We start from the raw sequence: 26,555 nt of genomic DNA, 5'->3' as shown, positions 1-26,555 counted from the left end.
AACGTCGTGAAAGGATCTCCAATGACCCTCACCAGCCGAGCCGAGCTCAGCCTCCACGCGCTGCCGGACTATCTCGATAACATCATCGACAGGCTGGCGAGCTATCAGCCGAAGGTCGAGCGCGAACCGGGTTCGGTCGCCTTCATCTATCCGTTTGGCCGCGCGATCCTGGAACACAGCTCCACCAGACTTGTGATGACCGGTCAGGCGCCTGATCGGACTGGCCTTGCCCGGATCAAGGATCTCATGGCGGTTGCCGTTGAGCTTTATGCCAAAGCGGAGCAGCCGCGCATCGTATGGACTGGCGATCTGGCCGGTGACAACAAGGTCGAGCAGTTTCGCCTGATGCATGTGGCCGGCAAAAATTTCGTGACACCGCGCATGCTGCGCGTTCGCCTGGAAGGTGAAGACCTCCATCGCTTCACCATGTTCGGGGGCATGCATATCCGCATGCTGTTCGCGACGGCCGACAATCCTGCACCGGCTTGGCCCGTGCTCGGCGACAACGGGCTACCGACTTATCCGACCGAGGGGCAGCGGCCGATTTCCCGCGCCTATACGATCCGCCGCCTCCATGTTGCCACCGGATGGATGGAGGTCGATTTCCTCATGCATGCCGATCATGGGATCGCCTCGTCATGGGCGCAGAACTGTCAGCCCGGTGATGTGATCGGCGTTTTGGGTCCGGTCGGTCGGCCACTGCGTTCTGCATCCCGCTTTATCATCGGCGCCGATGAAACCGGTCTTCCGGCTGTTGGTCGCATGCTTGAAACCATGGAGCCGAGCACGCAGGGCAAGATCTATGTGGAAGTCGAGAACAAGGACGAGATCCAGGATCTCCACGCACCGAGCTTCCAGGTGGAGTGGCTGGTGCGCGATCATTCCAAACCGGAGTGCTTGGCCGAGGTTATCCAGGCAGAGCCTTGGACAGACGATGTGGATACCTTTGGATGGTTTGCAGCGGAAACATCGCTGGCACGAACCGTCCGCGAAAACTGGCGTAGCGCACGCGGCCTTGGTCGCGACTCCACGCTTGCCGCCGGTTACTGGCAGCGCGGCCGAACTGGATTTATGGCAGGCTAACCCGTTGGTGCGTGGACGAGTTCATGAACGGATAGCAGAGATGTCTTGAGATCGTAAGCAAGTGCGGCCGCAGCCTTCTTCAAACAGTCGGAACCCGCAAGCCGGATCGAATAAGCGGCGCGACACTTCAAGATTTCTCTTCGATCGGCAAAACGAAACCTGCCTTGACCCGGTCCATCACCACCATCGTCTTGAAGCCTTTGATATCGTGGTTCTCATAGAAAAAGCGTCGGGTGAACGCTTCATAATCTTCCATGTCCCTCGCCGTGACCACGAGCATGAAGTCGGCATCCCCCGTCACGTAGTAGCCGACCATCACCTCCTTTGTGGATCGTATCGCTGCTTTGAAACGATCGACGATGTCTGCCCGCTCTCGTTCAAGTGAAACGAGGACGATCATCGTAACGCTGCGACCGACTGCCTTCGGCGAGATGATGGCGACATCGGCTTCGATCACGCCTTCTTCGCGTAAGCGCTTCAAACGCCTCTGGCAGGCTGTCGGAGACAGGTTGGCGACTTCGGCCAGCTCATCCGACGTTAGCCGATTGTTTTTCTGAACTGCTTCCAGCAAGGCGCGGTCGGCGCGATCAAGGTTGGTCATGCAGATATCCTGCGTATTTTGCATGAAGAAGCTGTTTTCCTGCGTACACTGGCAGATTGGCGCAGCCTATCGATGATTGCTTGCAGTTACTCTCCTTGTAAACCCACGGAGCCCCTTCAATGCAAGGCATTGCTGTCCAAGCCTTCCGAAATCTTGCCCGCCCGGATTTGCTCGAGCACCGCGCCTTTCTGGACGGAGCATGGGTCGCGCGCGAAAAGACCCTGGCGGTGATCGATCCTGCGAACGGCGAACATCTTTCGGACGTGGCAGCCTGCACGCTGGAGGATGCCGATGCAGCCGTTGAGGTTGCGCAAGATGCCTTCATGGAATGGCGCGACCGGCTACCTGTCGAACGCGGCCTGATCCTGCGTGGCTGGGCGAACCTGATGCGTCAGCATGCGCAGGACCTGGCCGTCATCATGACCGCCGAGCAAGGCAAGCCTCTGTCGGAAGCGCTTGGCGAAATTTCTTATGCCGCAAACTTCCTGGATTGGTTCGCGGCCGAAGGCGAACGCGCTTACGGCGAAACCATTCCTAGCCACCTGCCCGGCAGCCGTCTGTCGGTCCAAATGCAGCCGCTCGGGGTCGCTGTGGCGATCACGCCTTGGAATTTTCCAACCGCGATGATCACTCGCAAGGCGGGCGCGGCATTGGCTGCCGGCTGCACCATGATCGTCAAACCGGCGCCTGAAACGCCGCTGTCCGCGCTCGCGCTTGCCAAGCTTGGCCAGGAAGCCGGCATGCCAGCTGGCGTGTTTCAAGTCCTGACCGGGGAAGCCGCACCGCTGGCCAAGCGCCTGCTTGAGCATACACAGGTGCGCGCCTTTTCCTTTACCGGCTCTACGGAAGTCGGCCGCATCCTGCTCACGCAATCGGCCGCCACCATCAAGAAAGCGTCACTGGAACTCGGCGGCCATGCTCCTTTCATCGTCTTCGACGACACCGATCTCGCCGCCGCTGTAAAGGGCTGCATGGGCGCTAAATTCGCGACTTCAGGCCAGGACTGCCTCGCAGCAAACCGAATTTACGTGCACCGCGCTATCTATGATGGCTTTGTTGAAGCCTTCGCCGCAGCTTCTAGACAGCTGAGCGTCGGCCACGGGTTGGAACCGGGCGTCGACATTGGCCCGATGACACGCCCATCGGTGGCGGAAAAGTGCCGGCAGCAGATTGCGCAGGCGCTAACCGCAGGCGCGCGCGTCGTTTGCGGCGGTCAGGACAGCCCGCTTGGCGGCAACTTCGTTCCCCCGACCGTTCTGGCCGACGTAACAGAAGACATGCTGATTGCGCGTGAAGAGACCTTCGGACCGGTCGCCGCAATCCTTGCCTTCGATGACGAAAGCGAAGTCATTGCCCGCGCCAATGCCACCGAGATGGGCCTTGCAGCCTATGTCTACACCAACGATCTCAGCCGCGCGATGCGCCTCACCGACCGGCTCGAATACGGCATGGTCGCCGTCAACACGCCTAAATTCACCGGCGCACCGATCCCCTTTGGAGGCTGGAAACAATCCGGCCTCGGCCGCGAAGGATCGCGCCACGGCCTCTCCGAATATCTCGAAGCGAAATACATCTGCTTCGGCAATCTCGCTGCCTGAAAGGACCCTTGATCATGACCATCAACCTCACCCGGATCGCAGAGATGGACCGCAACTCGGTCCTGCATCCGTTTACACAGCTCAAGGATTTCGCGTCCGGCAAGATGGGCGACCCCACCATTGTCGAAACGGCCAAGGGCATCCGCATCCAGGACGCGCATGGCAAAGAGCTGATCGACGGTTTCGCCGGTCTCTATTGCGTCAATGTCGGCTATGGCCGCACCGAAGTGGCCGAAGCGATTGCCAAGCAAGCCTATCGTCTCGCCTACTACCATTCCTACGCCGCCCACACGACGGATGAGCTTGCCATTCTTTCCGACCGCCTTGTGAAGATGGCGCCTGGCAACATGAGCAAAGTCTTCTACGGCATGTCCGGTTCGGACGCTAACGAGACCCAGGCCAAGCTAGTCTGGTACTACAGCAACCTTCGCGGCAAGCCGAACAAGAAGAAGATCATCTCGCGCGAACGCGGCTATCACGGCTGCAGCGTCGTTTCCGGTTCCATGACCGGCATGAGCTTCTATCATGACCATATGGACCTGCCACGCGCCGGCATCTTGCACACTGGCGCACCGCATCATTACTGGGGCGCGGAAGCCGGCGAAACCGAGGTGGAATTTTCCAAGCGTCGTGCAGCGGAACTGGAAGCGTTGATCCTGCGCGAAGATCCCGACACGATCGGCGCCTTTATCGCCGAGCCGGTGCTTGGAACCGGTGGCATCACCCCGCCGCCTGAGAACTATTGGGAGGAGATCCAGGCCGTTCTGAAGAAGTACGACATCCTACTCATCGCCGACGAGGTCATTACCGGTTTTGGGCGCACCGGTTCGATGTTCGGGTCACAGCATTACGGTATTGAGCCGGACCTCATCACGGTCGCCAAAGGCCTGACCTCCGCCTACTTCCCGCTGTCGGGCGCCATTGTCGGCGAGAAGGTGTTCAAGGTCATGGAAGACGGTGCCGATCGCGTTGGATCCTTCTCACACGGCTATACCTATTCCGGCCATCCAATTGGTGCGGCTGCCGCCAACGCTGTCCTCGACATTGTCGAAAAGGAAGACCTGCCGGGCAATGCTCGCGTAGTGGGCGGCTATTTCCAGGAGCAGCTTCGAGCCAAATTCGCACAGTTCCCGATCGTCGGTGAGGTGCGCGGCGTCGGCCTGATGGGCGCCATCGAGTTCGTGGCGGATCGCGAGAAGAAGACGCGCTTTGAGCCCGGCCTGACGGTTGGCGCCCGAGTGTCGAAAGCCGCGCGCAATCGCGGCCTCATCGCGCGCGCCATGCCGCATGGGGACATCCTCGGATTTGCGCCACCGCTGGTGACGACCAAGGCCGAGATCGACGAAATCGTCGCAATCGCGGAAAGCGCCGTGCGGTCGGTCATGGATGAACTGGTCCAGGAAGGTCAGAAAGTCTGATCCCTCGGAGGCTGGGCGGACCTGGTCGGCCTGCCCGGCACGACGGCGAAAATGCGGGTCTACGGACCCGAAATTTCGGAAAAAGCGGTCGAAATACCGGCTAAAATGCCGAATCCGGGGCGCCAAACCGGTGTTTTCCGGCAGTAAATTCCGGTTATCCCGCCCATTTGACGCTTCAAACTGGCGTTTGAGCGTGGATAATGTCATGAAATCGTCTGTGAGAAACGAGACAATTTCATGAGTCAATCCGCTAACCGATCGGGTGCCAGGCCGACCCCGCCCATCAAGGCGGAGAGGTGGCAACCCGCTTTCGTCAAGCAGAAGGGCGGGACGAAGCATGCGGCCTTGACCGAACTGATCATGGCGGACATCGACTCCGGTGTGCTCAAGCCGATGGACCGCATGCCGACGCATCGCGATCTTGCCCGCACGCTTGGCCTTTCCGTGCAGACGGTGAGCCTGGCCTATAAGGAAGCCGAACGTCTCGGCTATCTGAGTGGCGAGATCGGGCGCGGCACGTTCGTCAAGGCGCGGGTGACGGACCGCGCCGGGCGCATGATGCTCGATCACAGCCCCAACGAAGTGCTCGATCTTTCCATTATCCGCGCCGCCTATCTCGACGCGCATGAAAACGCTTCGCGCGAGATCTTCCGCGAATTGGCCGAAGGCGATGTCGCGGCGTTTATGCGCCCCTGTCGCCCCATCGCCGGTCTCATGCGCCACCGCGAAACCGCGCAGGCGTGGCTGCATCCGCTTGGGGTGACCCCCGGCCCAGAGCGTATTCTCGTCACGAATGGCGCCGCGCACGGTATTTTTCTGGCCCTTAGTTGTGTCGTCCGCTCCGGCGATGTCGTGCTGTGCGAAAACCTCACCGATCACGGCATCATCGGTCTGTCCAACGTTCTGGGTTTTAGTTTGAAGGGTCTTCCTACCGATGCGGAAGGCGTGTTGCCGGATGCTCTGGAAGCTGCCTGTGCCGCTGGCGGTGTGCGCGCGCTTGTGCTCATCCCCACCCTCAACAATCCGACCGGCCACGTTGCGGGCGCGGCGCGGCGGCAGGCCATCGCCGCGATTGCGGAGCGCCATGGCGTCTTTGTTATCGAGGACGAAGTCTACCGCGCACTGATCGAAGACGCCCTGCCCTCGATAACGGAAATGCTGCCGGAGCTCGGCTTCTTTATCACCAGTTTCACGAAAACGGTGCTGACCGGTTTGCGTGTTGGCTATCTCGTCGTGCCGCCGGCCTATTCCATACGGGCCGCTTCCATCCTGCGCGTTTCCAGCTGGAGCGGAACCTATCTGGCGGGCGAGATCGCAAGCCGCTGGGTCGAAAACGGAACAGCGCGTCAGCTGCTTGCAATCCAGCGCGAAGAAGCGTCCGCGCGCCAAACAATCGCCACCGAGATTCTCGGCGACCACATTGCGTCAACCCATCCGCTCGCACTCTGTGCCTGGCTCAAGGTACCGCCACGCTGGACAGAAGACGGATTGGTCCGCTCGCTCGCCAATCAAAACATCGCCGTGACACCATCCGAACCCTTCATCGCGGGACCAAACCACGGCGGCGGCATCCGCATCTGCCTCGGCGGCCGGCTTAGCCGGGACAGCTTGAGGAAGGCGCTTGTGACTGTGAAGCAAGCCTTTGAGCAACTGCCTCCGATCTACGACATCGGTTCAATAGGATAGGCAACCACGTTTTATTGAATCATTACAATTATATCAATTGACATGATTTTACTTCGCTCTCAACATGACAATCATGAGACAAGAAAATCTGTCCCGCATAGCTGAAAACACAAACCTGCCTGTTACTTTGGCAGCGATCGAACATGCCGCGGATATGATCAGAAGCCATGTGGTCCGCACTCTGCTGGTGCAATCGCCCTCCCTTTCGAAGGAGAGCGGACAGCCAGTTTACCTGAAACTCGAAACTCGTCAGCCGATCGGTGCTTTCAAGCTCCGGGGCGCGATGAATGCGCTCCTGGCTCTCGATCAAGCCTCGCGCCAGCGCGGTCTCGTCACTGCATCGACTGGAAATCATGGGCGGGCTGTTGCTTACGCCGCGAAAGAGCTTGGCGTGCCTGCCACCATCTGCATGTCGGCGCTCGTTCCCGCCAACAAGGTCGAAGCGATCAAGGCACTTGGTGCTGAAGTCTGTATAATCGGCACATCGCAGGACGACGCACAGGACGAAGTTGAACGACTTGTTGCAACGCGCGGTTTGGTGCCGATCCCGCCCTTCGATGCAGTCGATGTCGTAGCCGGGCAAGGCACGATCGGTCTCGAACTTGTCGAGGATCTGCCTGATCTCGACACGGTGCTCGTTCCGCTCTCCGGAGGCGGTCTCGCAGGCGGTGTCGCAGTTGCAGTGAAGGCGCGCAAGCCGCGAGCCCGCATCGTCGGCATTTCCATGGAGCGCGGTGCCGCGATGCATGCGTCCCTCGCGGCCGGGCAACCTATTTTCGTCCGCGAAGAGGAAACGCTCGCAGACTCGCTTGGCGGCGGGATCGGCCTTGCCAATAGCGTTACGTTCGCGCTTTGCCGCGACCTCCTCGACGAGATCGTCCTTCTGACCGAAGACGAGATTGCGACTGGTGTCCGCCATGCCGAGCGCGCCGAGAACGAAGTTGTCGAGGGAGCTGGCGCTGTCGGCATCGCCGCCATCCTTTCGGAGAAAGTGAGCCTCAAAGGCGCCACCGCCATCATCGTCTCGGGCCGCAACATCGACCCTGCTCGCCACAAGGCGATCATGGAAGGTGCCAGCGCATGAGCCGCGTCCGCATCCTCCTGGAAAAAGACCTGCGAGCCGTGGTCAAGCTCGATCTCTCGGCCGTCGATTGCGTGGAGCAGGCGTTCGCAGCTCTTGCAACCAAACCCGTCGCGATGCCGCCGGTTCTGCGTCTCGACATACCGGAATTCCGTGGCGAAGTGGACGTAAAAACAGCTTATGTGCCTGGATTTGACGGTTTTGCCATCAAGGTCAGCCCCGGCTTCTTCGACAATCCCAAACTCGGCCTTCCAAGCTTGAACGGCTTGATGATCCTGTTTAACTCCCGCACCGGCCTTGTTGACGCGCTGCTGCTCGACAATGGTTATCTCACCGATGTGCGCACTGCGGCCGCCGGTGGGGTCGCAGCCAGACATCTCGCACGCGCTGACGCTCGCTGTGCTGCGATCTTGGGTGCCGGCATGCAGGCGCGGTTGCAGCTTGAGGCACTCACCCTCGTGCGTCCGATCAAGGAAGCGCGTATCTGGGCGCGCGATCCGGAAAACGCGCAAAGGCTTGCCGACGCGTTTTCGCGGGAACACGGGATCGAAGTCACTGCCGTGGCCGATGCGAAGGACGCCGTCGCTGGCGCCGACATCGTCGTCACCACGACGCCTGCCGAGAAACCCATCTTGTTGGCAGAATGGCTAGAGCCTGGCCAGCACCTGACCGCGATGGGGTCGGATGCCGAGCACAAGAACGAGATCGACCCGGCCGTCTTCGAACGCGCGATCTATGTCGCCGATCGCCTGACGCAAACATGCAAGCTAGGCGAACTGCATCACGCGATCGAAGCAGGCATCGTCAGGCCCGACCGGAGCTTTGATGAACTCGGCGCCATCATCGCCGGAACGGCGACGGGCCGTCGTCGCGCAGACGATATCACTTTCGCCGACCTGACCGGAACCGGCGTTCAGGACACCGCCATCGCCAATCTGGCCCTTACCCGCGCACAGAACGCCGGAAGCGGACAGATGATCGACAACGACACCACAATGGGAGATGCAGCGTGAGTGTTACGCTGAACTTTACGCGCGACGAATATGCGACGCGTCTTTCAAAGACGCGGACCGCCATGGATAAGGCGGGGATCGAGCTTTTGATCGTCACCGACCCCTCGAACATGCACTGGCTGACCGGCTATGACGGCTGGTCCTTTTACGTGCACCAATGCGTTCTGGTGCCGCCGACCGGAGAGCCGGTCTGGTTCGGACGCAAGCAGGATGCCAACGGCGCGAAGCGAACGGCCTATCTCGCGCATGACAACATCGTCGGCTATGCCGACCATTACGTCCAGTCCACCGAGCGTCACCCGATGGACTACCTGTCGCAGATCATCGGCGAGCGCGGCTGGGACAAGCTCGTCATCGGCGTCGAATTGGACAATTACTACTTCTCGGCAGCCGCTTATGCTTCGCTCCAAGCGCATCTTCCCAATGCGCGTTTCAAGGATGCGGCAGGCCTGGTGAACTGGCAGCGCGCGGTAAAGAGCGCAACCGAGCTCGACTATATGCGCAAGGCCGGACGCATCGTCGAGCTGATGCACAAGCGGATCGTCGACGTGATCGAGCCCGGCATGCGCAAATGCGATCTCGTGGCCGAAATCTACGATGCAGGTATTCGCGGAACAGCGGAGTTCGGCGGTGATTATCCTGCCATCGTGCCGCTGCTGCCCTCAGGCGCCGATGCGTCCGCCCCGCATTTGACCTGGGACGACAAGCCGATGCGGAGCGGCGAAGGCACCTTCTTCGAGATCGCCGGGGCCTATAAGCGCTACCACTGCCCGCTGTCGCGCACCGTCTTCCTGGGCAAGCCGACGCAGGCCTTTCTCGATGCCGAAAAGGCCACGCTTGAAGGCATGGAAGCCGGCCTCGCAGCCGCCAAGCCCGGCAACACCTGCGAAGATATCGCAAACGCCTTCTTTGCGGTGTTGAAGACCTACGGGATCATCAAGGACAACCGCACGGGTTATCCGATCGGCCTTTCCTATCCCCCGGATTGGGGCGAGCGCACGATGAGCCTGCGGCCAGGTGATCGCACCGAACTGAAGCCCGGCATGACCTTCCATTTCATGACGGGGCTTTGGCTGGACGACATGGGGCTGGAAATCACGGAAAGCATCGCGATCACCGAAGCGGGCGTGGAATGCCTGTCCAACGTCCCGCGCCAGCTCTTCGTCAAAGGATAGGTCATGCTGACCAGCGCCCCTCGTCCCTCCCCCATGACCGCCACCGTCGATCTCGATGCGCAGGGCGTGCATCATGGACATCTGCGCCTGCCCCATAGCCGCGACGACAGCGCCTGGGGCTCGATCATGATCCCGATCTGCGTCGTCGCCAACGGCAGCGGACCCACTGCCCTTTTGACCGGCGGCAATCACGGCGACGAGTATGAGGGGCCGGCTGCCCTGTTCGAACTGGCCCGCACGCTCGATCTCGCCCAAGTCAGCGGCCGGATCATTATCGTTCCAGCGCTCAACTATCCGGCCTTTCGTGCCGGCACGCGCACTTCGCCGATCGATCGCGGCAATCTCAATCGCAGCTTTCCGGGCAGGCCCGACGGCACGGTGACTGAAAAAATCGCGGACTATGTCACCCGCCATCTGATCCCGCTGGCCGATATTGTTCTCGACTTCCATTCCGGCGGCAGGACGCTCGATTTCCTGCCCTATGCGGCAGCCCATGCCTTGCCGGACAAGGATCAGGAAACCCGCTGCTTTGCAGCGGTTGAAGCCTTCGCCGCGCCCTTTTCGATGAAGATGCTGGAAATCGATGCCGTCGGCATGCTCGACACCACTGTCGAGGAGATGGGCAAGGTCTTCGTGACGACGGAACTTGGCGGCGCGGGAACGGCAACAGCCAACTCCATCGACATTGCCCGGCGGGGAACACTGAATGTGCTGCGCCATGCCGGCATCCTTGCCGGCACCCCGGACCATCAAGACACGCGCTGGCTGGATATGCCGTCCAGCGAATGTTTCACCTTTGCGGAAGATGACGGACTGATCGCCTTCGCCCTTGATCTTGGGCAGCCGGTGAAAACAGGCGAGATTATCGCGCGGGTCTATCCGATCGGTAGAACGGGCCTGGCGCCAACCGAATACCGGGCCGCCATGGACGGTGTTCTCGCAGCCCGCCACGTACCCGGCCTTATCAAGGCCGGCGACTGCTTATCCGTCATCGCCACGATCACGGAGCATCCCTGACAACCCAGATGCCTGACCTTGCGAGATCCGAAAACGGACCGCGACAACAATCAACCAGAGGAGAATGACATGCAAATCTCGAAGATAACCGGACTGTCCGCCCTGGCACTGGCCATCGGCCTCACCTCCGCCAGCGCCTTGACCCTCGATGAGGTAAAGGAACAAGGCTATATTCGCGCCGCGACCGCCAACGAAGTCCCTTATTCCTTTATGCAGCCCGACGGCACTTCGGCCGGCATCGGTCCTGACGTCGCGACCGCTGTCTTCAAGTCGATCGGCGTTGAAGAGATCAACTGGACGGTCACCCCATTCGGTACGCTCATTCCTGGTCTCAAGGCCAAGCGCTTCGACTTCGCTGCCGCCGAGCAGAACATCTCGGCCGAACGTTGCAAGCAGGTCGCCTTCTCCGAGCCGAACTCGTCCTATGGCGAGGGGCTGCTCGTAAAGAAGGGCAACCCGAAGAAGCTGACGACATATGCTGATATCGCCAAAGACCCGTCTCTGAAGGTCGCAGTTGTTTCGGGTGCGAACAATGTCGACTTCCTGCGCGCCGTTGGCGTGAAGGATGACCAGATCGTCTTCATTCCTGCCAATGCCGATGCGATCCCGACGGTCCAAAGCCGCGTCGACGCTTATGCAGCCACCGAATTGACCGTTTCGTCGCTGGCCAAGGATCAGGCCGCTGTCGAACAGGTTGCGCCCTTCAGCGATCCCATCGTGAAGGATGCGCCGGTGCGCAACTATGGCGGCTTTGCCTTCCGCCCCGAAGACAAGGAGTTGCGCGACGCGTTCAACGCCGCGCTGGTCGCGTTCCGCAAGACGGACGAGTACAAGACCATCCTGGGCAAATACGGCCTGTCGGAGCAGAGCATTGCCGCTGCGGCCGAGAAGACCGTCGCCGACCTCTGCGCAGGCAAGTAAGCACGGTTGAGCGCCCGGTTTCTGGCCGGGCGTTCCTGCGACCTCATGAACGGGAGCGCTCCAGATGAACTGGACTGCCTACCTGCCGATGCTTTGGCAAGGCGCGGTCGTGACGATGACGATCACGCTGTCTGCCATTCTCTTTGGCGTCATCCTCGCCTTCGTATTCGGCATTCTGCGCGTCGAAGGCGGGCCGATCCTCTCGAAAGTCGCTCTTTGCTATACCGAAGTGTTCCGGGGCACTTCGCTTTTCGTGCAGCTGTTCTGGTTCTATTATGCACTACCACTGGTCGGCCTGAGCTTTGATCCGATTACGACCGGCATCCTCGTGCTGGCAGCCCATGCGGGCGGCTACGGTGCCGAAATCGTACGCGGGGCGCTGTCTTCGGTCTCGGTCCAGCAGATGGAGGCTGCACGCGCGCTCAACTTCAACCGCTTACAGACCCTGTTCCGTATCTCGCTGCCGCAGGCTGTGGTGGAGATGATGCCGGCCTTCGGCAATCTGACGATCGAGACACTGAAACTGTCGTCGCTCGTGTCGCTGATCTCGATCGCCGACCTCACCTTCTCGGCCCAATCGATCCGCAACATCACACTCGATAGCACAAGCATCTATTCGGTGACGCTGGTTTGCTATTTCGCGATGTCGCTGATGCTGATGGTCGTGGTGCGCGTGATCGAGCGCATGGTCAGGCGCGGCAACGCCTTTCCGCGCGCGGCACATTCGTGAAAAGGCTCCTGCCATGATGTACGGCTACGAGTGGGATACGACGACGTGGCTGACCTATGCCACCTCGATCCTGCCCATCATCCTGATCGGCCTGACGGTGACTTTGAAAGCAGCGGCGGCTGGCTTTGCCATCGCATTGGTCCTCGGCCTTGTTTTCGCGCTGCTGCGCCGCAGCCGGATCAAGGCGATATCCTGGACAACCGCTGTCGTCGTCGAGTTCCTGCGCGACACACCGCTCCTCGTCCAACTCTTCTTCCTTTACTACGTGCTGCCGGATTTCGGGATCGTCCTTCCCGCTTTTCTGACCGGCGCATTGGCGCTGGGCCTGCAATATGCGGCCTATACATCCGAAGTCTATCGCGGCGGCATCGAGGCCGTTCCGCGCGGGCAATGGGAAGCCGCGACGGCCCTCAACATGACGCGAATGCAGACTTACCGCGATATCGTCGTGCCGCAGGCCGTGCCGCGCATCCTGCCCGCCATGGGCAACTACCTCGTCGCCATGATCAAGGAAACTCCGGTGCTGTCGGTGGTGACCGTGCTCGAGATGATGGGCTTGGCCAACATGATCAGCGAGCGCACCTTCGAATATCTGGTTCCGCTCACGATGGTCGGCCTTATCTTTCTTCTTCTCACGCTCGTTTGCTCGGCTGCCCTCCACCGTCTGCAACTCGCACTTCCCAAGGCAGGGATACCCCTCAAATGACCGATAAACCCTCCCAGCCGATCATCGAATTTTCAAACGTCACTAAGCGCTTCGGGACGCTGACCGTTCTCGACGACTTCAACTTCAAGGTCGCAAAGGGCGAAAAGGTCACGTTGATCGGCCCGTCCGGCTCGGGCAAGTCGACCGTGTTGCGCATCCTGATGACGCTCGAGCCGTTCCAGGAGGGCAGGTTGGCACTTGCCGGCATGTCGTACCACGAGCCGAATGGGAAAGGGCCGTTCAAGGCGTCGGAGAAGCACCTACATCAAATTCGAAGCCATATCGGAATGGTGTTCCAGAGCTTCAACCTGTTTCCGCATATGACGGTGCTGCGTAATGTGGTGGAAGCACCCGTTCGCGTCCTCGGCCTGCCGCGCGGCGAAGCCGAATGCCGCGCCGTCGATCTGCTGGCCATGGTCGGTTTGGCCGATAAGAAGGATCACTATCCTTCCCAGCTGTCCGGCGGTCAGCAGCAACGCGTCGCGATCGCCCGTGCGCTCGCCATGCGCCCGCGCGTGCTCTTGTTCGACGAACCGACTTCAGCGCTCGATCCTCAACTCGTCGGCGAGGTGCTTTCTGTTATCCGCGGCCTCGCCCACGAACACGACCTCACCATGCTGCTCGTCACGCATGAGATGCGGTTTGCCCGCGAAGTGTCCGACCGTGTCTGCTTCTTCGATAAAGGCCGCATCTGTGAGCAAGGCGAGCCTAACGCGATCTTCGGAGCACCCAAAGAGGAGCGAACGCGCGAGTTCCTGCAGTCAGTCCTGAGCTAGATGGTTGTGACAGCATTCCCTTCAATCTGTAACCATACAGCTAGTCAGGTGCGTTCACGACAGGACCGCCCGGAGCGAAGTTGAACACTTCCAGCCGCATATCCTGTTCGTTCGGCTTCATCGCCAAGATTGTGAGGCTCGCGGGTCCGACCGGTATGATCCGGCGCGGTTCGAGTTGCAGCAGCGTTTGCAGGAGCGCTCGAATGACGCCGCCGTGGCATACCACGAGAAGCCGATCCGCGGTCTTCATGGAGGATCGCACAGCCAAGGCGGTACGGTCGGTGAAGGTCTGCCAAACCTCTCCTCCCGGCGGTGCAAAGGTGCCGGCTCGCCATCCACGGTAACCGTCGGGATCGGCCGCGATGATGTCGGCGATAGACTTCCCGGTCCAGTCACCCACGTCGATCTCACGCAACCGCGCGTCGCAAACGGCGTTTGGGAAACCTAGCAGTTCGGCGGTTCTTTTTGCTCGGCAAAGGTCTGACGTAATTACCTGATCCGGCGCAAGCTGAGCAATGGTTGAAGCCAGGCCGGCAGCCTGTGTCTCGCCTTTAGATGAAAGGCGAATATCCGCCTGGCCCTGTAAGCGGCGCACGGCGTTCCACTCGGATTCACCATGGCGGACAAGGAGAAGGCGCTTCATGACAGCCGCTCCCCGCTTTGTGCAAAGAGCGCGGCAGGCATGTTGGGCAACCGGAAATGCACCTTGTCCCCCACCTGCAGGCGCGGCGCGCCGTCAACTACTGCGGTCATGCGCAGCGTGCCTCGCGTTCCCGTCAGCATGGTGCGGCCAGCAACCGGGCTGGCTTCTGCAAAGTCGAAAGCGAGACTGTCGTCCGACCCCTCTCCAGCGGCGAGGAGATCCTCGGGTCGGTACATTGCTAAGGCTTCCTTCGGCAGTCCGTCCATGCGCGTCGAGGGCAAGGTATTGACGGGCACAAGATTGGCGGGCGGCGTTCCAACAAAGGTCGCAACGAAGGCCGTGGATGGGTTGGCCACCAGTTCCTCTGGTGATCCGAACTGCTCGACCCTGCCATTATTTAAGACAGCGACATGAGTTGCCATGGTCATCGCCTCGACCTGATCATGGGTCACGTAGACCGACGTCGCTCCGGTCGCGCGATGGACACGCAGAAGTTCCGTCCGCATCTCGACCCGCAGCTTGGCATCAAGGTTGGAAAGCGGCTCATCGAACAGGAGAATAGCCGGACGCGGCGCAATCATACGCGCGATGGCGACGCGCTGTTGCTGCCCGCCGGAAATCTCATTGGGATACCGTGCTGAAAGAGCCTCGATACCAAGCATGCGCAGCACTTCGGCCACACGAGACTGCCGCTCGGCCTTGCCCATCTTGGCGACCTTGAGAGGCCAATCGACATTGCCCGCTACCGTCATATGCGGCCACAACGCATAAGACTGAAACACGAGCCCCGTATCGCGCCTGGATGGGTCGATGACCCAGCCGCGGTCGCCATCCGACACGATGTTGGAGCCGAACTGCACTGTGCCGCTGGTCGGACGCTCAAGGCCCGCAAGCATGCGCAGCATGGTCGATTTCCCGCAGCCTGAAGGCCCGACAAGAACGAGGAACGAGCCTTGCGGAACCTCAAGGGAAATGTGGTCCACGGCCTTGAACACGCCGAAGGATTTGGTGAGATTGTGTATCCGGATCATGACAGGACCTATGATTTCAGCCAGGGCTGCGACTTGGCCTGGAGCTGATTGGCCATCAATGTCGCGGCGATCGAGATCACGAGGATCACCACGGTGATGGCATTCGCGAATTGGGTGAAGCCTTCGGACGCGTAGCGATAAGCAAGCACCGAAAGCAGCGGTGTGGTTGGCGTGAAGAGAAGAACCACCAAAGACAGGTCGCGCATGATCTTGACGAAGACGATCAACCCACCCGCAGCCAGACCGCGACTGGCCAGTGGCACAGTGATCGCCACCAGCCGCCGCATCATTCCCGCCCCGGTCATCCGTGCGCTTTCATCGAGATCGCCGGACACCTGGCTGATCACGGCACGTCCCGTTTGCACCGAAAACGGCAGCAGATAGGCTGTACCGGCAATGAGAAGCAGCGGGAACGTGCCGTAAAGCGCCGGCAACGGTCCAATTGGGGCGCCGAAAAGAGCGATATAGGCGGCGCCAAATGCAATGCCTGGCACCAGAAGCGGCAGGAAGCTTATCTGGTTGATCAATCCTGCAAGGGGCCCTTTTCCATCTCGGGCCAGCACATACGCAACGATAAGACCGATGATGCTGCTGGTGATCGCGACGGCGACGCCCAAGCCGACCGTCAGGCTCGTGGCCGACTTGATGAACGGGCTTTCCCAGATACCGGGTTGACCTTGCGCGATCGACGGGTTCGACAGTCCGGTCCAGTAATGCAACGTCCAGTTGGAAAACAGCGCGGAGGACGATGGCGCCAGCGACGATGCGATCAGGATGATCACTGGAACAACCGTGGTGACCAGGCAAATGAACAAGGCGACCATGAACAACGGCAGCCGCGCGGTTCCGAGATCGAACCGCTTTGCGCGACCGCCCTTGCCGGTGATGGTTGCATAAGAGCGGCGGCCGGAAAGGACTTTGTTGCCGAGCCACAGAAACAGTGCTGAGACGGCGATGAGCAGGATAGCCACGACATAGCCTCGCGATGTCTGTCCAACTTCGATCAGCCCGTAAAGGCGGGTCGCCATGGTCTGCATGCGAACTGGCAGACCAAGCAAAGCCGGTGCGGCAAAGTTCGAAACGGCACCGGCAAAAGTCAGTGAGGCACCGGCCACGACTGCTGGCATCGCGACCGGCAGCACGATGCCCAGCAGGATGCGGCGACGCTTGGCTCCTGCAATCTGCGCGGCTTCAACCAGATCGGAATTCACCGTCGCAAGGGCTGCCGCGATAACGGTGAAAGCCAGCGAATAGTAGTGCGCGATCAGCACGATCAGCGTGGGGATCATACCCCAAGCGAGCCAGTCTGGAATGGTAAGACCCAGGCCTTCGAGGAACCCGCTCTGTCCACCGACGCGCGAATTGCGAAACAGCGATCCCCAGGCGAGCGAGGTTGCAAAACTCGGGATCATGAAGGGCAATGTCGCCATGAGGCCGATGGTGCGCCGGAACGGAACATCCGTCATCACCACGAGCCAAGCCAAGAAGCCGCCAATCAAGACGCAGCCACAGGCAACTCCGACGCCAAGGATGAGCGTGTTCGTTAGCGGGACCCATAGAAGGTTTCGGGACAGCCTACCGGTCGTTACGTCACTCCAGGCAGAGATCGCATCGGGGCTAAGTGTTTCAAGAAGAATGCGCACAAGCGGACCGGCAACCAGCAGGCCGAGAACCGCTAGAACCAGGAGCTTGAGCGCAAAGTGCCCGTTGAGTGGGAAAGGCCGCGCGAAAGAGCGGCTAACTGACAGCGACATGAATAGTCCTATGAGCTCCCAGCCTTCTCGCCGTGAGCTGGATAAGGGAGATTATTGCAGGGAAAGGACGAGGTCGCTGACGTCCTGACGGATCTTCGCCGTTGCCGACGGGTCGATCGACCAAGCCTTCAAGTCAGCCAGGGGCACTGCGTCTGGATGGCTGACGATATCGCTGCGGGTCGCATAGTCGCCTGCCACATAGAACGGCTTGAAGCCCGCCCCGCCTGTTGAACTGTCATCGCCCATCAAGAAATCGATCGCGAGACGAGCCGCAGCCGCGTTCTTGGCAGTGGAAGAGATTGCCAGCACCGCTGGAAAAATGATGCCATTTGCCGGGACAACCGTGTTGACCACCTGTAAGGCCCAACCCTCATCTTCATTGTCGCGACGATCGGAATAGGAGGTAAAGCCGACCGGCGGGTTCTTCTGACCGCGCGCGCCGACCGCAGCATTCACGTCGTCCGTGGAAGACACCAGGATCAGATCATTCTTGAACAAATCAACGATGAACTGCTCGCCCGCCGTTTCAATCTCATCGTCAAGCGTGATCGCCTTGCCGAATTGCGCTTGGTAGGCCTGCGCCATATCATCGGAGCGGACTACAAGTTCCGTCATCAGATCCAGGTAGTCTCCGCGTTGAAGCGGATCGACCATGATCACCCGCCCCTTCCAGGGCTCGGTGGTCAGTTCCCAGAGGTTCTTGACCGGCGCGCCGCTGGGGTTGGCCTCTTCATTATACATCAGCACCTTTGTCGACAGGCGCTGCGCCAGAAGTGGGCTTTTCTCGTTCTCGTCCAGTAGCGACGCGACGCGAGGAGGGACATACCGCGTAATCAGGCCCGGCTCGAGCAGGTCCTTAAAGACGACCGGCGCGTCCGAGATATAAACCACGTCGGCACTCGCGATCCCGGCACTGGCCTCGGCTTTCAGGCGTGTGATCTGCTCGGTTGAGGACATGTCGTGGCTGACCATGTCTATGCCCGGATAAGCGGCCTCGAACGCTTTTTCCACGGCTGCGATCCGGCTGGTGAAAGCATAAACGGTCACCGTGCCTTCGGCCTTGGCCAACGGCAAAAGCTCCTCGGCACTCATGACGTCGAGTTCCGGCGCATTTTGTGCAAGCGCCGGCAGCGTCAGGGCCACCAGGGCTGCGGAAAGCAACAAAGGCTTCATGTTCATTGAATTTCCCTCCTCAGAAACGTCGCCCAATGCGACTTCCGCGATGCAACCTCCTTTGCAGCGCGGATATGACATGCATATTAACTTGCAGATTTTGTACGCGTGAAATTTGCCTTGCAGTCTCCTCCTACTCGAACGCGTCGATCAATTGACCCAAGGTTTCCAGGTAGAGCAACGATGCCTGCGGTTCTTCTTTTGCCATTGCAAGCACCAGCGCATTACTGATTGCCATCGGCACCGTCAGGGTTTGAAAAGCGTCCTGCGATCCAGCCCGTGGCGCAAAGAGAAGATGATCCGCCGTTGGAACCAGCGATGGGCCGACGCTTCCCGAGATGACGACCGACGTCGCGCCCACGTCGCGAGCGCGGTTGAGCAAAGCTGCGTAGTGGGTAGGTTGGCGACGGAACGCAAAGGCGACAATTGCATCCTTTGCATCCATTGCGAGCACCTGCTCCGCCAGATCTCGACCCTCGCCCTCCAGCACGATCGTAGCGCAACCCATGCGGCGCAAACGGCGCTCGATCAGAACAGCAAGCGCTTCCGCATTGCCGCGCGCAAACACATAGATGCGTCCTGCGTTCAACAGAGCCCTGGCCGCGGCCATTAGCGTCGCATCATCCAAGTATCGTTGCAGGCCGGCGAGCGCATCTATCTCGCGTGCAACCAAATCAGTGATCAGGCCTGCTTCGCTCGTTTTCTCAAGAGTGTTGCGGACCCGCGTTGCCGGATTGGTACGGACAAGAAATTCATCTTGGATCGCAGTCCTGAACTTGGCGTAGCTCGCATAACCAAGCTTCTTCGCAAGCCGCGACGCGGTTGCTTCGTGGACACCGATTTGCTGCGCCAATGCGCTGGCGGTGCCCAATGCCACGTCACGCGGGCTTGAAATGATCTGCTTGACAAGCAACTGCTCTGCGCGGGTCAGCGCCTCAGCAACCGCCTTGACTCTCTCCAAAACTGACTCTGACTCTCCCATGCTCTCAATCTACGCTAATGCAAGTATTTTTGCAATATAAAAAACACTGCAAGTAAACTTGCAAAAACCTGGCGCAGCGGTGTTTCACGCCGTAGGCCAATCCTGCAGCCATCAGCTTAGATGGGATGGGTCCGTGCGAGCGTTGAAAAGCGTTTCCTTACAGCAGTTAGATTTTAGTTGTTGGACCCGTTTCTCCACCCTGCCTATCGTCAATCCAACAAGGCAAAAAGGGGAACATCCTGATGAACCGACCCTCGAAGAAAGTCCTTTCGGCAGCGTTTGTTGCGACAACGATTCTGTGGGGAAGCCAAATTGCCAACGCCGCCGACATCACCGTTATGGGCTATCGCGGTCCGTTCGAGGAGAACTACGTCAAGAGCGTTGTCGAGCCTTTCATGAAGGCGCATCCCGATATTAAGGTAACCTTCTATGGCGTGCAGAATGCAGCCACCTCGCTTGGCAACATGCGGGCGCAACGCGACGCACCACAGGTCAATGCCGTGATCTACGACCTTTCCGTCGCGAAAATCGCGAAGGAAGAAGGTCTGATCGCCGATGTGGATCCGGCCAAGCTGCCGAACTATGCGGACGTGGCCGATATCGGCAAGGATCTCGGCGGCGCCGCCGTTCCGATCACCTACGACACCTTGTCGTTGATCTATAATCGCGACGCTTTCGCAACAGCCCCGACCAGCTGGGAAGCCCTGTGGGACAAGGCGCAGGACGGCAAGGTTGCACTTCCAGCTCAAGGTGGCGGCGATATTCAGGCGATCCTTCTAACCATCATCGCCAACCGGCTGGCCGGCGAGGAAAACTACAAGGACACGATCGATCCGGGCGTGGACAAGCTTGTTGAACTCGCCCCGCGCGTTCAGACTTGGGAGCCGAAGCCCGACGCTTACACGTTGGTAGCCAATGGCACGGCATCCGTTTCCATCGGCTACAATGCGCGGTCTCAGTTCTACACCGATCATACGGAAGGACGCTTGCAGTCGGTTGGCCCAGTTGAAGGAACGGCATCGCAAATCAACGTCATCAGCGCGATCGAGAATGCGCCCGAGCGAGAAGCCACCGAAACCTTCATGAATTATGCGCTGAGCCCGGAAGCGCAGGCGGCGTTTGCCCGCGCCATGTTCTATGCGCCGACTAACACAAAGGCCGAAGTCGACGAAGCCACCCGCGAGCGCATTCCCTTGATGGATCCTGCGCAGCGCGACAAGCTGATCGATGTCGACTGGATGAGCATCGGTGATCTGCGCGAAGATATCCTTCGCCCCTGGCGCCGGCAGATCATTCCGGCCGGTCGCTAAAATCAAGTAGTCGCCGATCAGCGTGAACGACGCAGCCGCTCATGGCCTCCGCGTCTCGTTTGCCGCCAATGCCTAGACTTAAAGCGGCGGCGACTGCGGTCAGCCGCGGCCGGCGGCCGTTCGGATGACGCTCTTACCCCACGGTCTCATTCCACAACGGTGAAAACATGCAAACTGGAGAACTGCGCGAGGCCGTGCCGGCCACGGTCCACGCCAGAGCCATTCGCGCGGACAGCGAGGCCTTTCTCAAGCTCAAGGGCGTGACTAAGCGCTACGGCGGCGATTACCTGGCGGTTGACGGTCTCGACATCGACCTGCCTCGCGGAAAGCTGCTTGGACTTCTTGGTCCTTCCGGCTGCGGCAAGACCACCACGCTACGCATGATCGCCGGCTTGCAGGATATCACGTCAGGCACCATCTCGATTGAAGGCGACGACATATCGCACAAGCCGCCGCATAAGCGCGACATTGGGCTGGTGTTCCAGAACTATGCGCTGTTTCCGCACATGACAGTCGCTGAGAATGTCGCGTTCGGGCTGGACATGCGTGGCGTATCGCGTTCCGACGCCCGCGGCCGGGTTGAAGAAGCGCTCGAAATGGTGCGGTTGCCGGGCTACGGCGAGCGCAAGCCGAAGGAAATGTCAGGCGGCCAGCAACAGCGCGTGGCACTTGCCCGGGCCTTGGTTATTCGGCCGCGTATTCTCCTCCTCGACGAGCCACTTTCCAACCTGGACGCCAAGCTGCGCGATGACATGCGGGTGGAAATCCGTGAAATCCAGCAGCGTCTGCAGATCACCACGGTGTTCGTAACCCACGACCAGGTCGAAGCGCTGACCATGTGTGATCTCGTCGGCGTGATGCATGGCGGCAAGCTGGCTCAACTCGGAACGCCGGAAGAAATCTACGAACGCCCTGCAAACCTGTTCGTGGCCGAGTTTGTCGGCCGCGCGAATGTGCTGGACTGTGAAATTGAAGCGGTTGACCGTGTTCGCCTGGGCGGCACCACCTACCCCTGCGACACCAAGGGCATGGCATCGGGCAAGGCGAAGGCCGCGATACGGCCCCATCGCATCCATTTGAGCCCGAGCCGCGACCGCACACTGGTCAGCATTGCCACCAACGCGGCCCACGGCAAGGTCTTGCGCGTCACCTATATCGGCGATGTCGTGCAATATGAAATTGATATCGGCGGCAGCATCCTGGTGACCGAGGCTCACACCAGCAGTGCCGGCCATAGCTTCCGAACCGGGGAAAAGCTGCTTTGCGAATGGAAGCCGCAGGACATGCAAGTATTCGGGGACAAGCCATGAGCAGTGTCGCAACTGCTCCTTCCGCGTCACCCTCGTGGCTGCGCGGTATCCCGCTGGTTGTGGTCCTGATGCTACTGCCCATGGCGGCCATCAATTTGATCGCCTTTGTTCTGCCCGTCGTGCGCTTGGCGATGATTTCCTTCATCAAAAGCCGTAGCGGCGGTGTGCTCACCGACACTTACACGCTGGAGAACTATGTCGACTTTTTCACCGACCGGTTCAGCTTCGAACTGATCTCCAACTCGCTTGTGCTTGGCTTCGGTGTCACCCTTGTGACGCTTGTTTGCTCTTACCCCATCGCGCTTTTTCTGCACCGCGTTTCGCCGCAATGGCGCAACCTTCTGTTCGTGATAACGGTGTCGCCGCTCCTCGTCAGCAGCGTCGTGCGCACCTACGGCTGGATGGTCTTGCTCGGCGACCAGGGCGTGATCAACGGCATCCTGACATCGACCGGCATCATCCAAACGCCGATCCGCCTCGTGAACAATCTCCTCGGCGTCTACATCGGCATGGTCGAGGTTCTCATTCCCTACATGGCATTGTCGCTGATCGCCGGGTTTGGGCGTCTCGACATCGTTTACGAGGAAGCGGCGGCCTCACTCGGCGCCAACGGTTGGACGCGTTTCCGGCGCGTGATCCTTCCGTTGACTATGCCCGGCATCGCGCTCGGCTGCCTGCTCTGCTTCGTGCTGGCGATCAGTTCCTTCATCACGCCGAAGCTGCTTGGAGGCGGCCGCGTCTTTCTTCTCGCAACCGAAATCTACGATCAGGCGGTGATCCAGCTGGAATGGCCATCCGCCGCCGCGACGTCTGTCATCGTGCTCATCATCTTCGGCCTGGCTCTCGCGCTTTATTCCCGCGTCGCCAAGCGCTTCGATTGAGAAAGGATCGTCCCCATGATCGGCCGAATGACCCTGCCTTTCCGGATCCTGGTGGCATGCCTTTATCTTTTCCTGCTGGCACCCATCCTCATCGTGCTGCCGCTGTCGTTCAGCAATGACACCTTTCTGACCTTCCCGCCGCAAAGTTGGGGGCTGCGCTGGTACGCTGCGATGTTCAACCATCGGGGCCTTATCGACGCGCTGTGGACGAGCCTCGGCATCGCCACCACAGTGACGATCCTCGGCCTGCTTGCCGGCGTTCCCGCAGCCTTCGCTATTCGGCGCCACGAGTTCACGGGTCGCGACTTCATCCTCAACCTATTCACGGCGCCGCTGCTGCTACCTTCGATCGTGCTCGGCCTCGCCATTTTGCTGGTATTTGTCCAAGCGCGCCTGCTCGGCACCTATTCCGGTCTGGTAATCGCCCACCTTATTGTCACCACGCCTTACGTGATCCGCATCATGCTGACGGCGTTTTCCACCCTTCCACCTTCGGTCGAGGAAGCCGCGACGATGCTCGGCGCGCCGCCCCTGACCGTATTCCGACGCGTCACGCTGCCGCTGATGATGCCCGGCTTCATTGCCAGCGCTGCTTTGTCGTTTCTGTTGTCATTCGACGAGGTCGTCATCTCCTTGTTCATCACCGGACCACGAATGCGGACCCTTCCGGTCGAGATCTTCGACTATGTGGAAAGCACAACGGACCCGATGACAGCAGCCGTTTCCGTGGTGCTCGTAGCGGCCACGCTGCTCATCATTTTTCTCATCGAACGCACGCTCGGTTTGTCCAAAACCGTGGGCAAGAGCTGATTTTCTGCAAGGGAGACTTCTTGAATGGATAACATCGCGCTGTGGATGTCGCAGCCGCATTTCGGCTTTCTCGAGATCGCCAAGTCATGCGGTGTGAAGCAGCTCGTGATCGAGCTGGAACACGGCACGTTTGATCTCGGCACGCTTGATCAGTTTCTGGCATTCAGCCGGTCGCTGGGCATCCCCGCTCTGACAAAGGTCATCGCCCCCACCACTGAAGCCATTCAGCAAGCTTTAGATTTCGGCGCTGACGGCGTGATCCTGCCACATATCCTAGGGGTTGAGCATGCGCGGGAAGTTACTAAAGCGGCGAAATATCCGTTGCTCGGGACTCGCTCATACGCCGGCGGCCGGGTGTTCGGTTATGCGCGTCCAGGCAGCGAAGCGTTTGAAGCTGAAAACAAGCGGACCCGCTGTTATGCGATGATCGAAACCGCCGAAAGCCTTGCCGACGTCGAGAAGATCATCGCGCTCGATACGGTAGACGGCCTTTTTCCTGGCCCGTCCGATCTGGCGTTGGCTCGTGGCCGTGGCGCTTACGCCTTCAACGATCAGGACCGTGCCGATCTCAGCCGGGTGGCAGGGGCAGCGCGCGACGCGGGCAAGAGCTGGATCATGCCGGCCTGGACTCCGGCCGAACGGAGTTTCGCGCTGGAAGAAGGCGCCGAGATGCTCATTGTCGCAACCCAAACCATGACTCTGCGCGCTGGCATCATGGCGGCCGTTAATGCACTTAAGCAGGAAAAGATCGTCGCCTGATGTCGGTGACAACAGCTTTTTGGAGAAAAGATCATGAAGATTAGCCTGATCCAGACCAATCCGCAGCAGGATCGCGACGCCAACCTAAAGATCACTCGTGATCTCATGACCGAAGCCTTGAAGGTCGATCAGCCCGACCTCATTGTGTTGCCGGAATATTTCGAGGTCTATGGCACCACCACGGAAGAGAAGCTCGCTTTGGCGGAGCCGGTCGGCGGCACCGCTTATAAGATGGCGCAGGATTTTGCGCGGGAAAACAAGGTATTCGTCCATGCCGGCACGATCATGGAAAAGGTCGAGGGCGAAAACCGCATCTACAACACCAGCTTCGTATTTGACCGCGACGGCAAGGAAGTCGCCGCTTACCGCAAGATCCACATGTTCGACATCGTGGCGCCGGATGGCACGGCCTACAAGGAGTCCGCCACGGTCAAGCCGGGCGAGGACATCGTCACCTACGTCATTGACGGCATCAAGGTCGGATGCGCTATCTGCTACGACATCCGCTTCTTCGAACTGTTCCTGCAACTGGAAAAAGCCGGCTGCGACGTGATCGTGCTGCCCGCAGCCTTCACGCTGCAAACCGGCAAGGATCACTGGGAAGTGCTTGCCCGGGCGCGCGCCATTGAAACGCAAACCTATTTCGTCGCTTGTGGCCAAACCGGCAGCGTCACCGTCAATGGTGAAAAGCGCGCGTGTTACGGCCACTCCCTGGTTTGCGACCCGTGGGGCCACACGATCGCCCGCGCATCCGATCCGGTCGGCTTCGTCACCGCCCGCATCGAGCCCAAGGAGATCAGCCGAGTGCGCAAGCTCATTCCGATGACGCAGCATCGCCGCTTGGCCTGCGCTTGAGAGTCTGGAGAAGCCATCATGTACGTCATTAATGATATGCCGGAACAGATCCCGCAAGCTGATCTCGACCTGTTGAGCGGAGTGGAAACGGCAACCGTCGGCCATTGGCGGCTGTTCGGCTTCATGGATAGGGCGATCCAGCCTTTGTTGCCGGGCCGTCGGGTGGTCGGAACGGCCGTGACACTGGCGATCGCTGGTCCCGACTCGACCCTGTTGCACCATGCAACCGGCTTGTTGCGACCGGGCGACATCCTCGTGGTCGACCGTCTTGGTGACGACAAATACGCCTGCTGGGGCGGCGGCGTGACGGTCGCGGCAAAGGCATCAGGCGCAATCGCTGGCATCGTCGATGGACCGTGCACCGACCTGACGGAAATCCAGGAGTCGGATTTCCCGATGTGGTCGCGCGGTTTGGCGCCGATCACCACCCGTCTTTACGACCTTGGCGGCGGCATGAACATTCCGGTTTCCTGCGGCGGAGCGGTTGTGATGCCGGGCGATGCCATTCTGGCCGATGAAAGCGGCGTTCTTGTTATTCCTCGCCAAGAGGTGCGCGCCGTATCCGAAGAAGCGCTCAAGCGTCAGGACACGGGCAAGAAGCGGGAAGCCAGCGTGCGCGACCAAGTCCAGAAGCTGGGCGACATGACAGGCGCTAGTGCCAAGGTACTGGCGAAGCTTTCCTGATCACCGCTTTCCATCCTGGAATCCGATCCACCGGCCGGGTTTCGGGTGGTTCGGTGAACGACACCGGCGACATGACGGCGTTGCCATATTAGAGGTGGGGTGTAGATTGCTCAGCCACGGGTGAGATCCGCCCCGAAGGGCAACGGCAATTGATGAACCCTGCACGAAGCGATCGGCGGAGCGGGGACATGATCATGCAATGAACATTCGCTTTCTGGAAACTGTTCTTTGGCTCGCGGAACTTCGCAGCTTCCGCGCCACCGCCGACCGCATGAACATCACGCCCGCGGCAATCTCCAACCGGATCTCGGCCATGGAGCAGGAACTCGGCATCCGTCTTTTCGAGCGCGACACGCGCGACGTGCGCCTCACCAATGAAGGCCGCTCCTTTGTGTCCGGTGCGCGCGACATCGTCGACCGGTACAATCGTCTTGTCAGTGACATCGCGCCGCCTGAAAGCATGGAAGGTGTCGTACGGATCGGTTTGATCCCGTCCATGGCACTGGCCATCCTGCCGGGCATCATGGAAACTTTGCAACAGCGCTATCCACGGATCCG

General features: G+C 59.9%; 26 protein-coding genes (1 of these 26 running past the window's edge). 20 read left to right on the top strand and 6 right to left on the bottom strand.

Annotated features, from left to right (window positions below; genetic code table 11):
• Positions 1-21 precede the first annotated feature (21 nt).
• Positions 22-1,083, top strand: a complete 1,062-nt coding sequence (locus tag IE166_RS15405) for a siderophore-interacting protein (RefSeq protein WP_189505375.1) — start codon at positions 22-24, stop codon at positions 1,081-1,083.
• Positions 1,084-1,210: 127 nt separating this feature from the next.
• Here the strand turns inward: IE166_RS15405 and IE166_RS15400 are convergent, their stop codons facing one another.
• Complete coding sequence (locus tag IE166_RS15400; RefSeq protein ID WP_189505373.1) at positions 1,211-1,684, bottom strand: Lrp/AsnC family transcriptional regulator; 474 nt, start codon at positions 1,682-1,684, stop codon at positions 1,211-1,213.
• A gap of 119 nt (positions 1,685-1,803) precedes the next feature.
• Here IE166_RS15400 and IE166_RS15395 point away from each other — a divergent pair, with 119 nt between their 5' ends.
• The 11 genes from IE166_RS15395 to ehuA all read left to right on the top strand — a co-directional run bounded on the left by IE166_RS15395 (position 1,804) and on the right by ehuA (position 13,805).
• On the top strand, positions 1,804-3,282 hold the full coding sequence (locus IE166_RS15395; RefSeq protein WP_189505371.1) for an NAD-dependent succinate-semialdehyde dehydrogenase: 1,479 nt from the start codon (positions 1,804-1,806) through the stop codon (positions 3,280-3,282).
• A 14-nt stretch (positions 3,283-3,296) separates the two neighbouring features.
• The gene (locus tag IE166_RS15390) at positions 3,297-4,700 is read left to right on the top strand and encodes an aspartate aminotransferase family protein (protein ID WP_189505369.1); all 1,404 of its coding nucleotides are present in this window, start codon (positions 3,297-3,299) and stop codon (positions 4,698-4,700) included.
• Positions 4,701-4,937: 237 nt separating this feature from the next.
• On the top strand, positions 4,938-6,386 hold the full coding sequence (gene ehuR / locus IE166_RS15385; protein ID WP_189505367.1) for a MocR-like ectoine utilization transcription factor EhuR: 1,449 nt from the start codon (positions 4,938-4,940) through the stop codon (positions 6,384-6,386).
• A 64-nt stretch (positions 6,387-6,450) separates the two neighbouring features.
• Positions 6,451-7,470 (top strand): hydroxyectoine utilization dehydratase EutB, encoded by a 1,020-nt coding sequence (eutB, locus tag IE166_RS15380; RefSeq protein WP_189505365.1) that lies wholly within the window; start codon positions 6,451-6,453, stop codon positions 7,468-7,470.
• Positions 7,467-8,480: an ectoine utilization protein EutC gene (gene eutC / locus IE166_RS15375; protein WP_189505363.1), complete on the top strand. Its 1,014-nt coding sequence runs from the start codon at positions 7,467-7,469 to the stop codon at positions 8,478-8,480. Before eutB ends, eutC begins: the two co-directional genes overlap by 4 nt.
• Complete coding sequence (gene doeA, locus IE166_RS15370; protein ID WP_189505361.1) at positions 8,477-9,655, top strand: ectoine hydrolase DoeA; 1,179 nt, start codon at positions 8,477-8,479, stop codon at positions 9,653-9,655. Before eutC ends, doeA begins: the two co-directional genes overlap by 4 nt.
• A 3-nt stretch (positions 9,656-9,658) precedes the next feature.
• On the top strand, positions 9,659-10,672 hold the full coding sequence (gene doeB / locus IE166_RS15365) for a N(2)-acetyl-L-2,4-diaminobutanoate deacetylase DoeB (protein ID WP_189505359.1): 1,014 nt from the start codon (positions 9,659-9,661) through the stop codon (positions 10,670-10,672).
• Positions 10,673-10,741: 69 nt separating this feature from the next.
• Positions 10,742-11,593, top strand: coding sequence for an ectoine/hydroxyectoine ABC transporter substrate-binding protein EhuB (gene ehuB / locus IE166_RS15360; protein ID WP_189505357.1), 852 nt, complete (start codon positions 10,742-10,744; stop codon positions 11,591-11,593).
• Between the two features lie 64 nt (positions 11,594-11,657).
• Entirely contained in the window at positions 11,658-12,323 is a 666-nt protein-coding gene (ehuC, locus tag IE166_RS15355) for an ectoine/hydroxyectoine ABC transporter permease subunit EhuC (protein ID WP_189505355.1), read from the top strand.
• A 13-nt stretch (positions 12,324-12,336) separates the two neighbouring features.
• The gene (ehuD, locus tag IE166_RS15350) at positions 12,337-13,029 is read left to right on the top strand and encodes an ectoine/hydroxyectoine ABC transporter permease subunit EhuD (protein WP_189505353.1); all 693 of its coding nucleotides are present in this window, start codon (positions 12,337-12,339) and stop codon (positions 13,027-13,029) included.
• Positions 13,026-13,805 carry an ectoine/hydroxyectoine ABC transporter ATP-binding protein EhuA gene (gene ehuA, locus IE166_RS15345; RefSeq protein ID WP_189505351.1) on the top strand — a complete coding sequence of 260 codons (780 nt, stop codon included), beginning with the start codon at positions 13,026-13,028 and terminating at the stop codon, positions 13,803-13,805. The genes ehuD and ehuA overlap by 4 nt, the downstream gene beginning before the upstream one ends.
• A 40-nt stretch (positions 13,806-13,845) precedes the next feature.
• Here the strand turns inward: ehuA and IE166_RS15340 are convergent, their stop codons facing one another.
• The 5 genes from IE166_RS15340 to IE166_RS15320 all read right to left on the bottom strand — a co-directional run bounded on the left by IE166_RS15340 (position 13,846) and on the right by IE166_RS15320 (position 19,367).
• A complete protein-coding gene (locus IE166_RS15340) occupies positions 13,846-14,448 on the bottom strand; it encodes a histidine phosphatase family protein (RefSeq protein ID WP_189505349.1) in 603 nt (200 codons plus the stop codon).
• Complete coding sequence (locus tag IE166_RS15335; protein WP_189505347.1) at positions 14,445-15,479, bottom strand: ABC transporter ATP-binding protein; 1,035 nt, start codon at positions 15,477-15,479, stop codon at positions 14,445-14,447. The genes IE166_RS15340 and IE166_RS15335 overlap by 4 nt, the downstream gene beginning before the upstream one ends.
• 8 nt (positions 15,480-15,487) lie before the next feature.
• On the bottom strand, positions 15,488-17,233 hold the full coding sequence (locus IE166_RS15330) for an ABC transporter permease (protein WP_189505345.1): 1,746 nt from the start codon (positions 17,231-17,233) through the stop codon (positions 15,488-15,490).
• A gap of 51 nt (positions 17,234-17,284) precedes the next feature.
• Positions 17,285-18,406 (bottom strand): ABC transporter substrate-binding protein, encoded by a 1,122-nt coding sequence (locus tag IE166_RS15325; protein ID WP_385966146.1) that lies wholly within the window; start codon positions 18,404-18,406, stop codon positions 17,285-17,287.
• 133 nt (positions 18,407-18,539) lie between these two features.
• Entirely contained in the window at positions 18,540-19,367 is an 828-nt protein-coding gene (locus tag IE166_RS15320; RefSeq protein ID WP_244641488.1) for a MurR/RpiR family transcriptional regulator, read from the bottom strand.
• Between the two features lie 263 nt (positions 19,368-19,630).
• Here IE166_RS15320 and IE166_RS15315 point away from each other — a divergent pair, with 263 nt between their 5' ends.
• From IE166_RS15315 to IE166_RS15280, 8 genes are all read left to right on the top strand, one after another.
• Positions 19,631-20,698: an extracellular solute-binding protein gene (locus IE166_RS15315; protein ID WP_189505339.1), complete on the top strand. Its 1,068-nt coding sequence runs from the start codon at positions 19,631-19,633 to the stop codon at positions 20,696-20,698.
• Between the two features lie 167 nt (positions 20,699-20,865).
• A complete protein-coding gene (locus tag IE166_RS15310) occupies positions 20,866-22,008 on the top strand; it encodes an ABC transporter ATP-binding protein (protein ID WP_189505337.1) in 1,143 nt (380 codons plus the stop codon).
• Positions 22,005-22,889, top strand: a complete 885-nt coding sequence (locus tag IE166_RS15305; protein WP_189505335.1) for an ABC transporter permease — start codon at positions 22,005-22,007, stop codon at positions 22,887-22,889. The genes IE166_RS15310 and IE166_RS15305 overlap by 4 nt, the downstream gene beginning before the upstream one ends.
• 15 nt (positions 22,890-22,904) lie before the next feature.
• Entirely contained in the window at positions 22,905-23,699 is a 795-nt protein-coding gene (locus IE166_RS15300; protein ID WP_189505333.1) for an ABC transporter permease, read from the top strand.
• Positions 23,700-23,723: 24 nt separating this feature from the next.
• Positions 23,724-24,458, top strand: a complete 735-nt coding sequence (locus IE166_RS15295; protein ID WP_189505331.1) for an HpcH/HpaI aldolase family protein — start codon at positions 23,724-23,726, stop codon at positions 24,456-24,458.
• Between the two features lie 33 nt (positions 24,459-24,491).
• Positions 24,492-25,313, top strand: coding sequence for a carbon-nitrogen hydrolase family protein (locus tag IE166_RS15290; RefSeq protein WP_189505329.1), 822 nt, complete (start codon positions 24,492-24,494; stop codon positions 25,311-25,313).
• Positions 25,314-25,331: 18 nt separating this feature from the next.
• Positions 25,332-25,997, top strand: coding sequence for an RraA family protein (locus IE166_RS15285; RefSeq protein ID WP_189505327.1), 666 nt, complete (start codon positions 25,332-25,334; stop codon positions 25,995-25,997).
• Positions 25,998-26,196: 199 nt separating this feature from the next.
• Positions 26,197-26,555 carry the start of a LysR family transcriptional regulator gene (locus IE166_RS15280; protein WP_189505326.1) on the top strand. The gene runs 559 nt beyond the window's last position, so 359 of the gene's 918 nt are visible here — the first part of the coding sequence; it begins with the start codon at positions 26,197-26,199; its stop codon lies beyond the right edge, outside the window.

It is taken from the genome of Tianweitania populi (genome assembly GCF_014652875.1).
GTDB lineage: Bacteria > Pseudomonadota > Alphaproteobacteria > Rhizobiales > Rhizobiaceae > Tianweitania > Tianweitania populi.
The sequence above is the reverse complement of the archived record's forward strand: the minus strand, read 5'-3'. Positions and strand labels throughout refer to the sequence as shown.

Coding starts and splice junctions, on each gene's coding strand:
- eutC (WP_189505363.1), top strand. CDS start 7,467: ATGAGCCGCGTCCGCATCCTCCTGGAAAAAGACCTGCGAGCCGTGGTC.
- IE166_RS15300 (WP_189505333.1), top strand. CDS start 22,905: ATGATCGGCCGAATGACCCTGCCTTTCCGGATCCTGGTGGCATGCCTT.
- ehuA (WP_189505351.1), top strand. CDS start 13,026: ATGACCGATAAACCCTCCCAGCCGATCATCGAATTTTCAAACGTCACT.
- IE166_RS15390 (WP_189505369.1), top strand. CDS start 3,297: ATGACCATCAACCTCACCCGGATCGCAGAGATGGACCGCAACTCGGTC.
- IE166_RS15405 (WP_189505375.1), top strand. CDS start 22: ATGACCCTCACCAGCCGAGCCGAGCTCAGCCTCCACGCGCTGCCGGAC.
- IE166_RS15330 (WP_189505345.1), bottom strand. CDS start 17,233: ATGTCGCTGTCAGTTAGCCGCTCTTTCGCGCGGCCTTTCCCACTCAAC.
- IE166_RS15295 (WP_189505331.1), top strand. CDS start 23,724: ATGGATAACATCGCGCTGTGGATGTCGCAGCCGCATTTCGGCTTTCTC.
- IE166_RS15290 (WP_189505329.1), top strand. CDS start 24,492: ATGAAGATTAGCCTGATCCAGACCAATCCGCAGCAGGATCGCGACGCC.
- IE166_RS15325 (WP_385966146.1), bottom strand. CDS start 18,406: ATGAAGCCTTTGTTGCTTTCCGCAGCCCTGGTGGCCCTGACGCTGCCG.
- ehuB (WP_189505357.1), top strand. CDS start 10,742: ATGCAAATCTCGAAGATAACCGGACTGTCCGCCCTGGCACTGGCCATC.
- IE166_RS15310 (WP_189505337.1), top strand. CDS start 20,866: ATGCAAACTGGAGAACTGCGCGAGGCCGTGCCGGCCACGGTCCACGCC.
- eutB (WP_189505365.1), top strand. CDS start 6,451: ATGACAATCATGAGACAAGAAAATCTGTCCCGCATAGCTGAAAACACA.
- ehuR (WP_189505367.1), top strand. CDS start 4,938: ATGAGTCAATCCGCTAACCGATCGGGTGCCAGGCCGACCCCGCCCATC.
- doeB (WP_189505359.1), top strand. CDS start 9,659: ATGCTGACCAGCGCCCCTCGTCCCTCCCCCATGACCGCCACCGTCGAT.
- IE166_RS15335 (WP_189505347.1), bottom strand. CDS start 15,479: ATGATCCGGATACACAATCTCACCAAATCCTTCGGCGTGTTCAAGGCC.
- IE166_RS15395 (WP_189505371.1), top strand. CDS start 1,804: ATGCAAGGCATTGCTGTCCAAGCCTTCCGAAATCTTGCCCGCCCGGAT.
- IE166_RS15340 (WP_189505349.1), bottom strand. CDS start 14,448: ATGAAGCGCCTTCTCCTTGTCCGCCATGGTGAATCCGAGTGGAACGCC.
- IE166_RS15400 (WP_189505373.1), bottom strand. CDS start 1,684: ATGACCAACCTTGATCGCGCCGACCGCGCCTTGCTGGAAGCAGTTCAG.
- ehuD (WP_189505353.1), top strand. CDS start 12,337: ATGATGTACGGCTACGAGTGGGATACGACGACGTGGCTGACCTATGCC.
- IE166_RS15305 (WP_189505335.1), top strand. CDS start 22,005: ATGAGCAGTGTCGCAACTGCTCCTTCCGCGTCACCCTCGTGGCTGCGC.
- ehuC (WP_189505355.1), top strand. CDS start 11,658: ATGAACTGGACTGCCTACCTGCCGATGCTTTGGCAAGGCGCGGTCGTG.
- IE166_RS15315 (WP_189505339.1), top strand. CDS start 19,631: ATGAACCGACCCTCGAAGAAAGTCCTTTCGGCAGCGTTTGTTGCGACA.
- IE166_RS15285 (WP_189505327.1), top strand. CDS start 25,332: ATGTACGTCATTAATGATATGCCGGAACAGATCCCGCAAGCTGATCTC.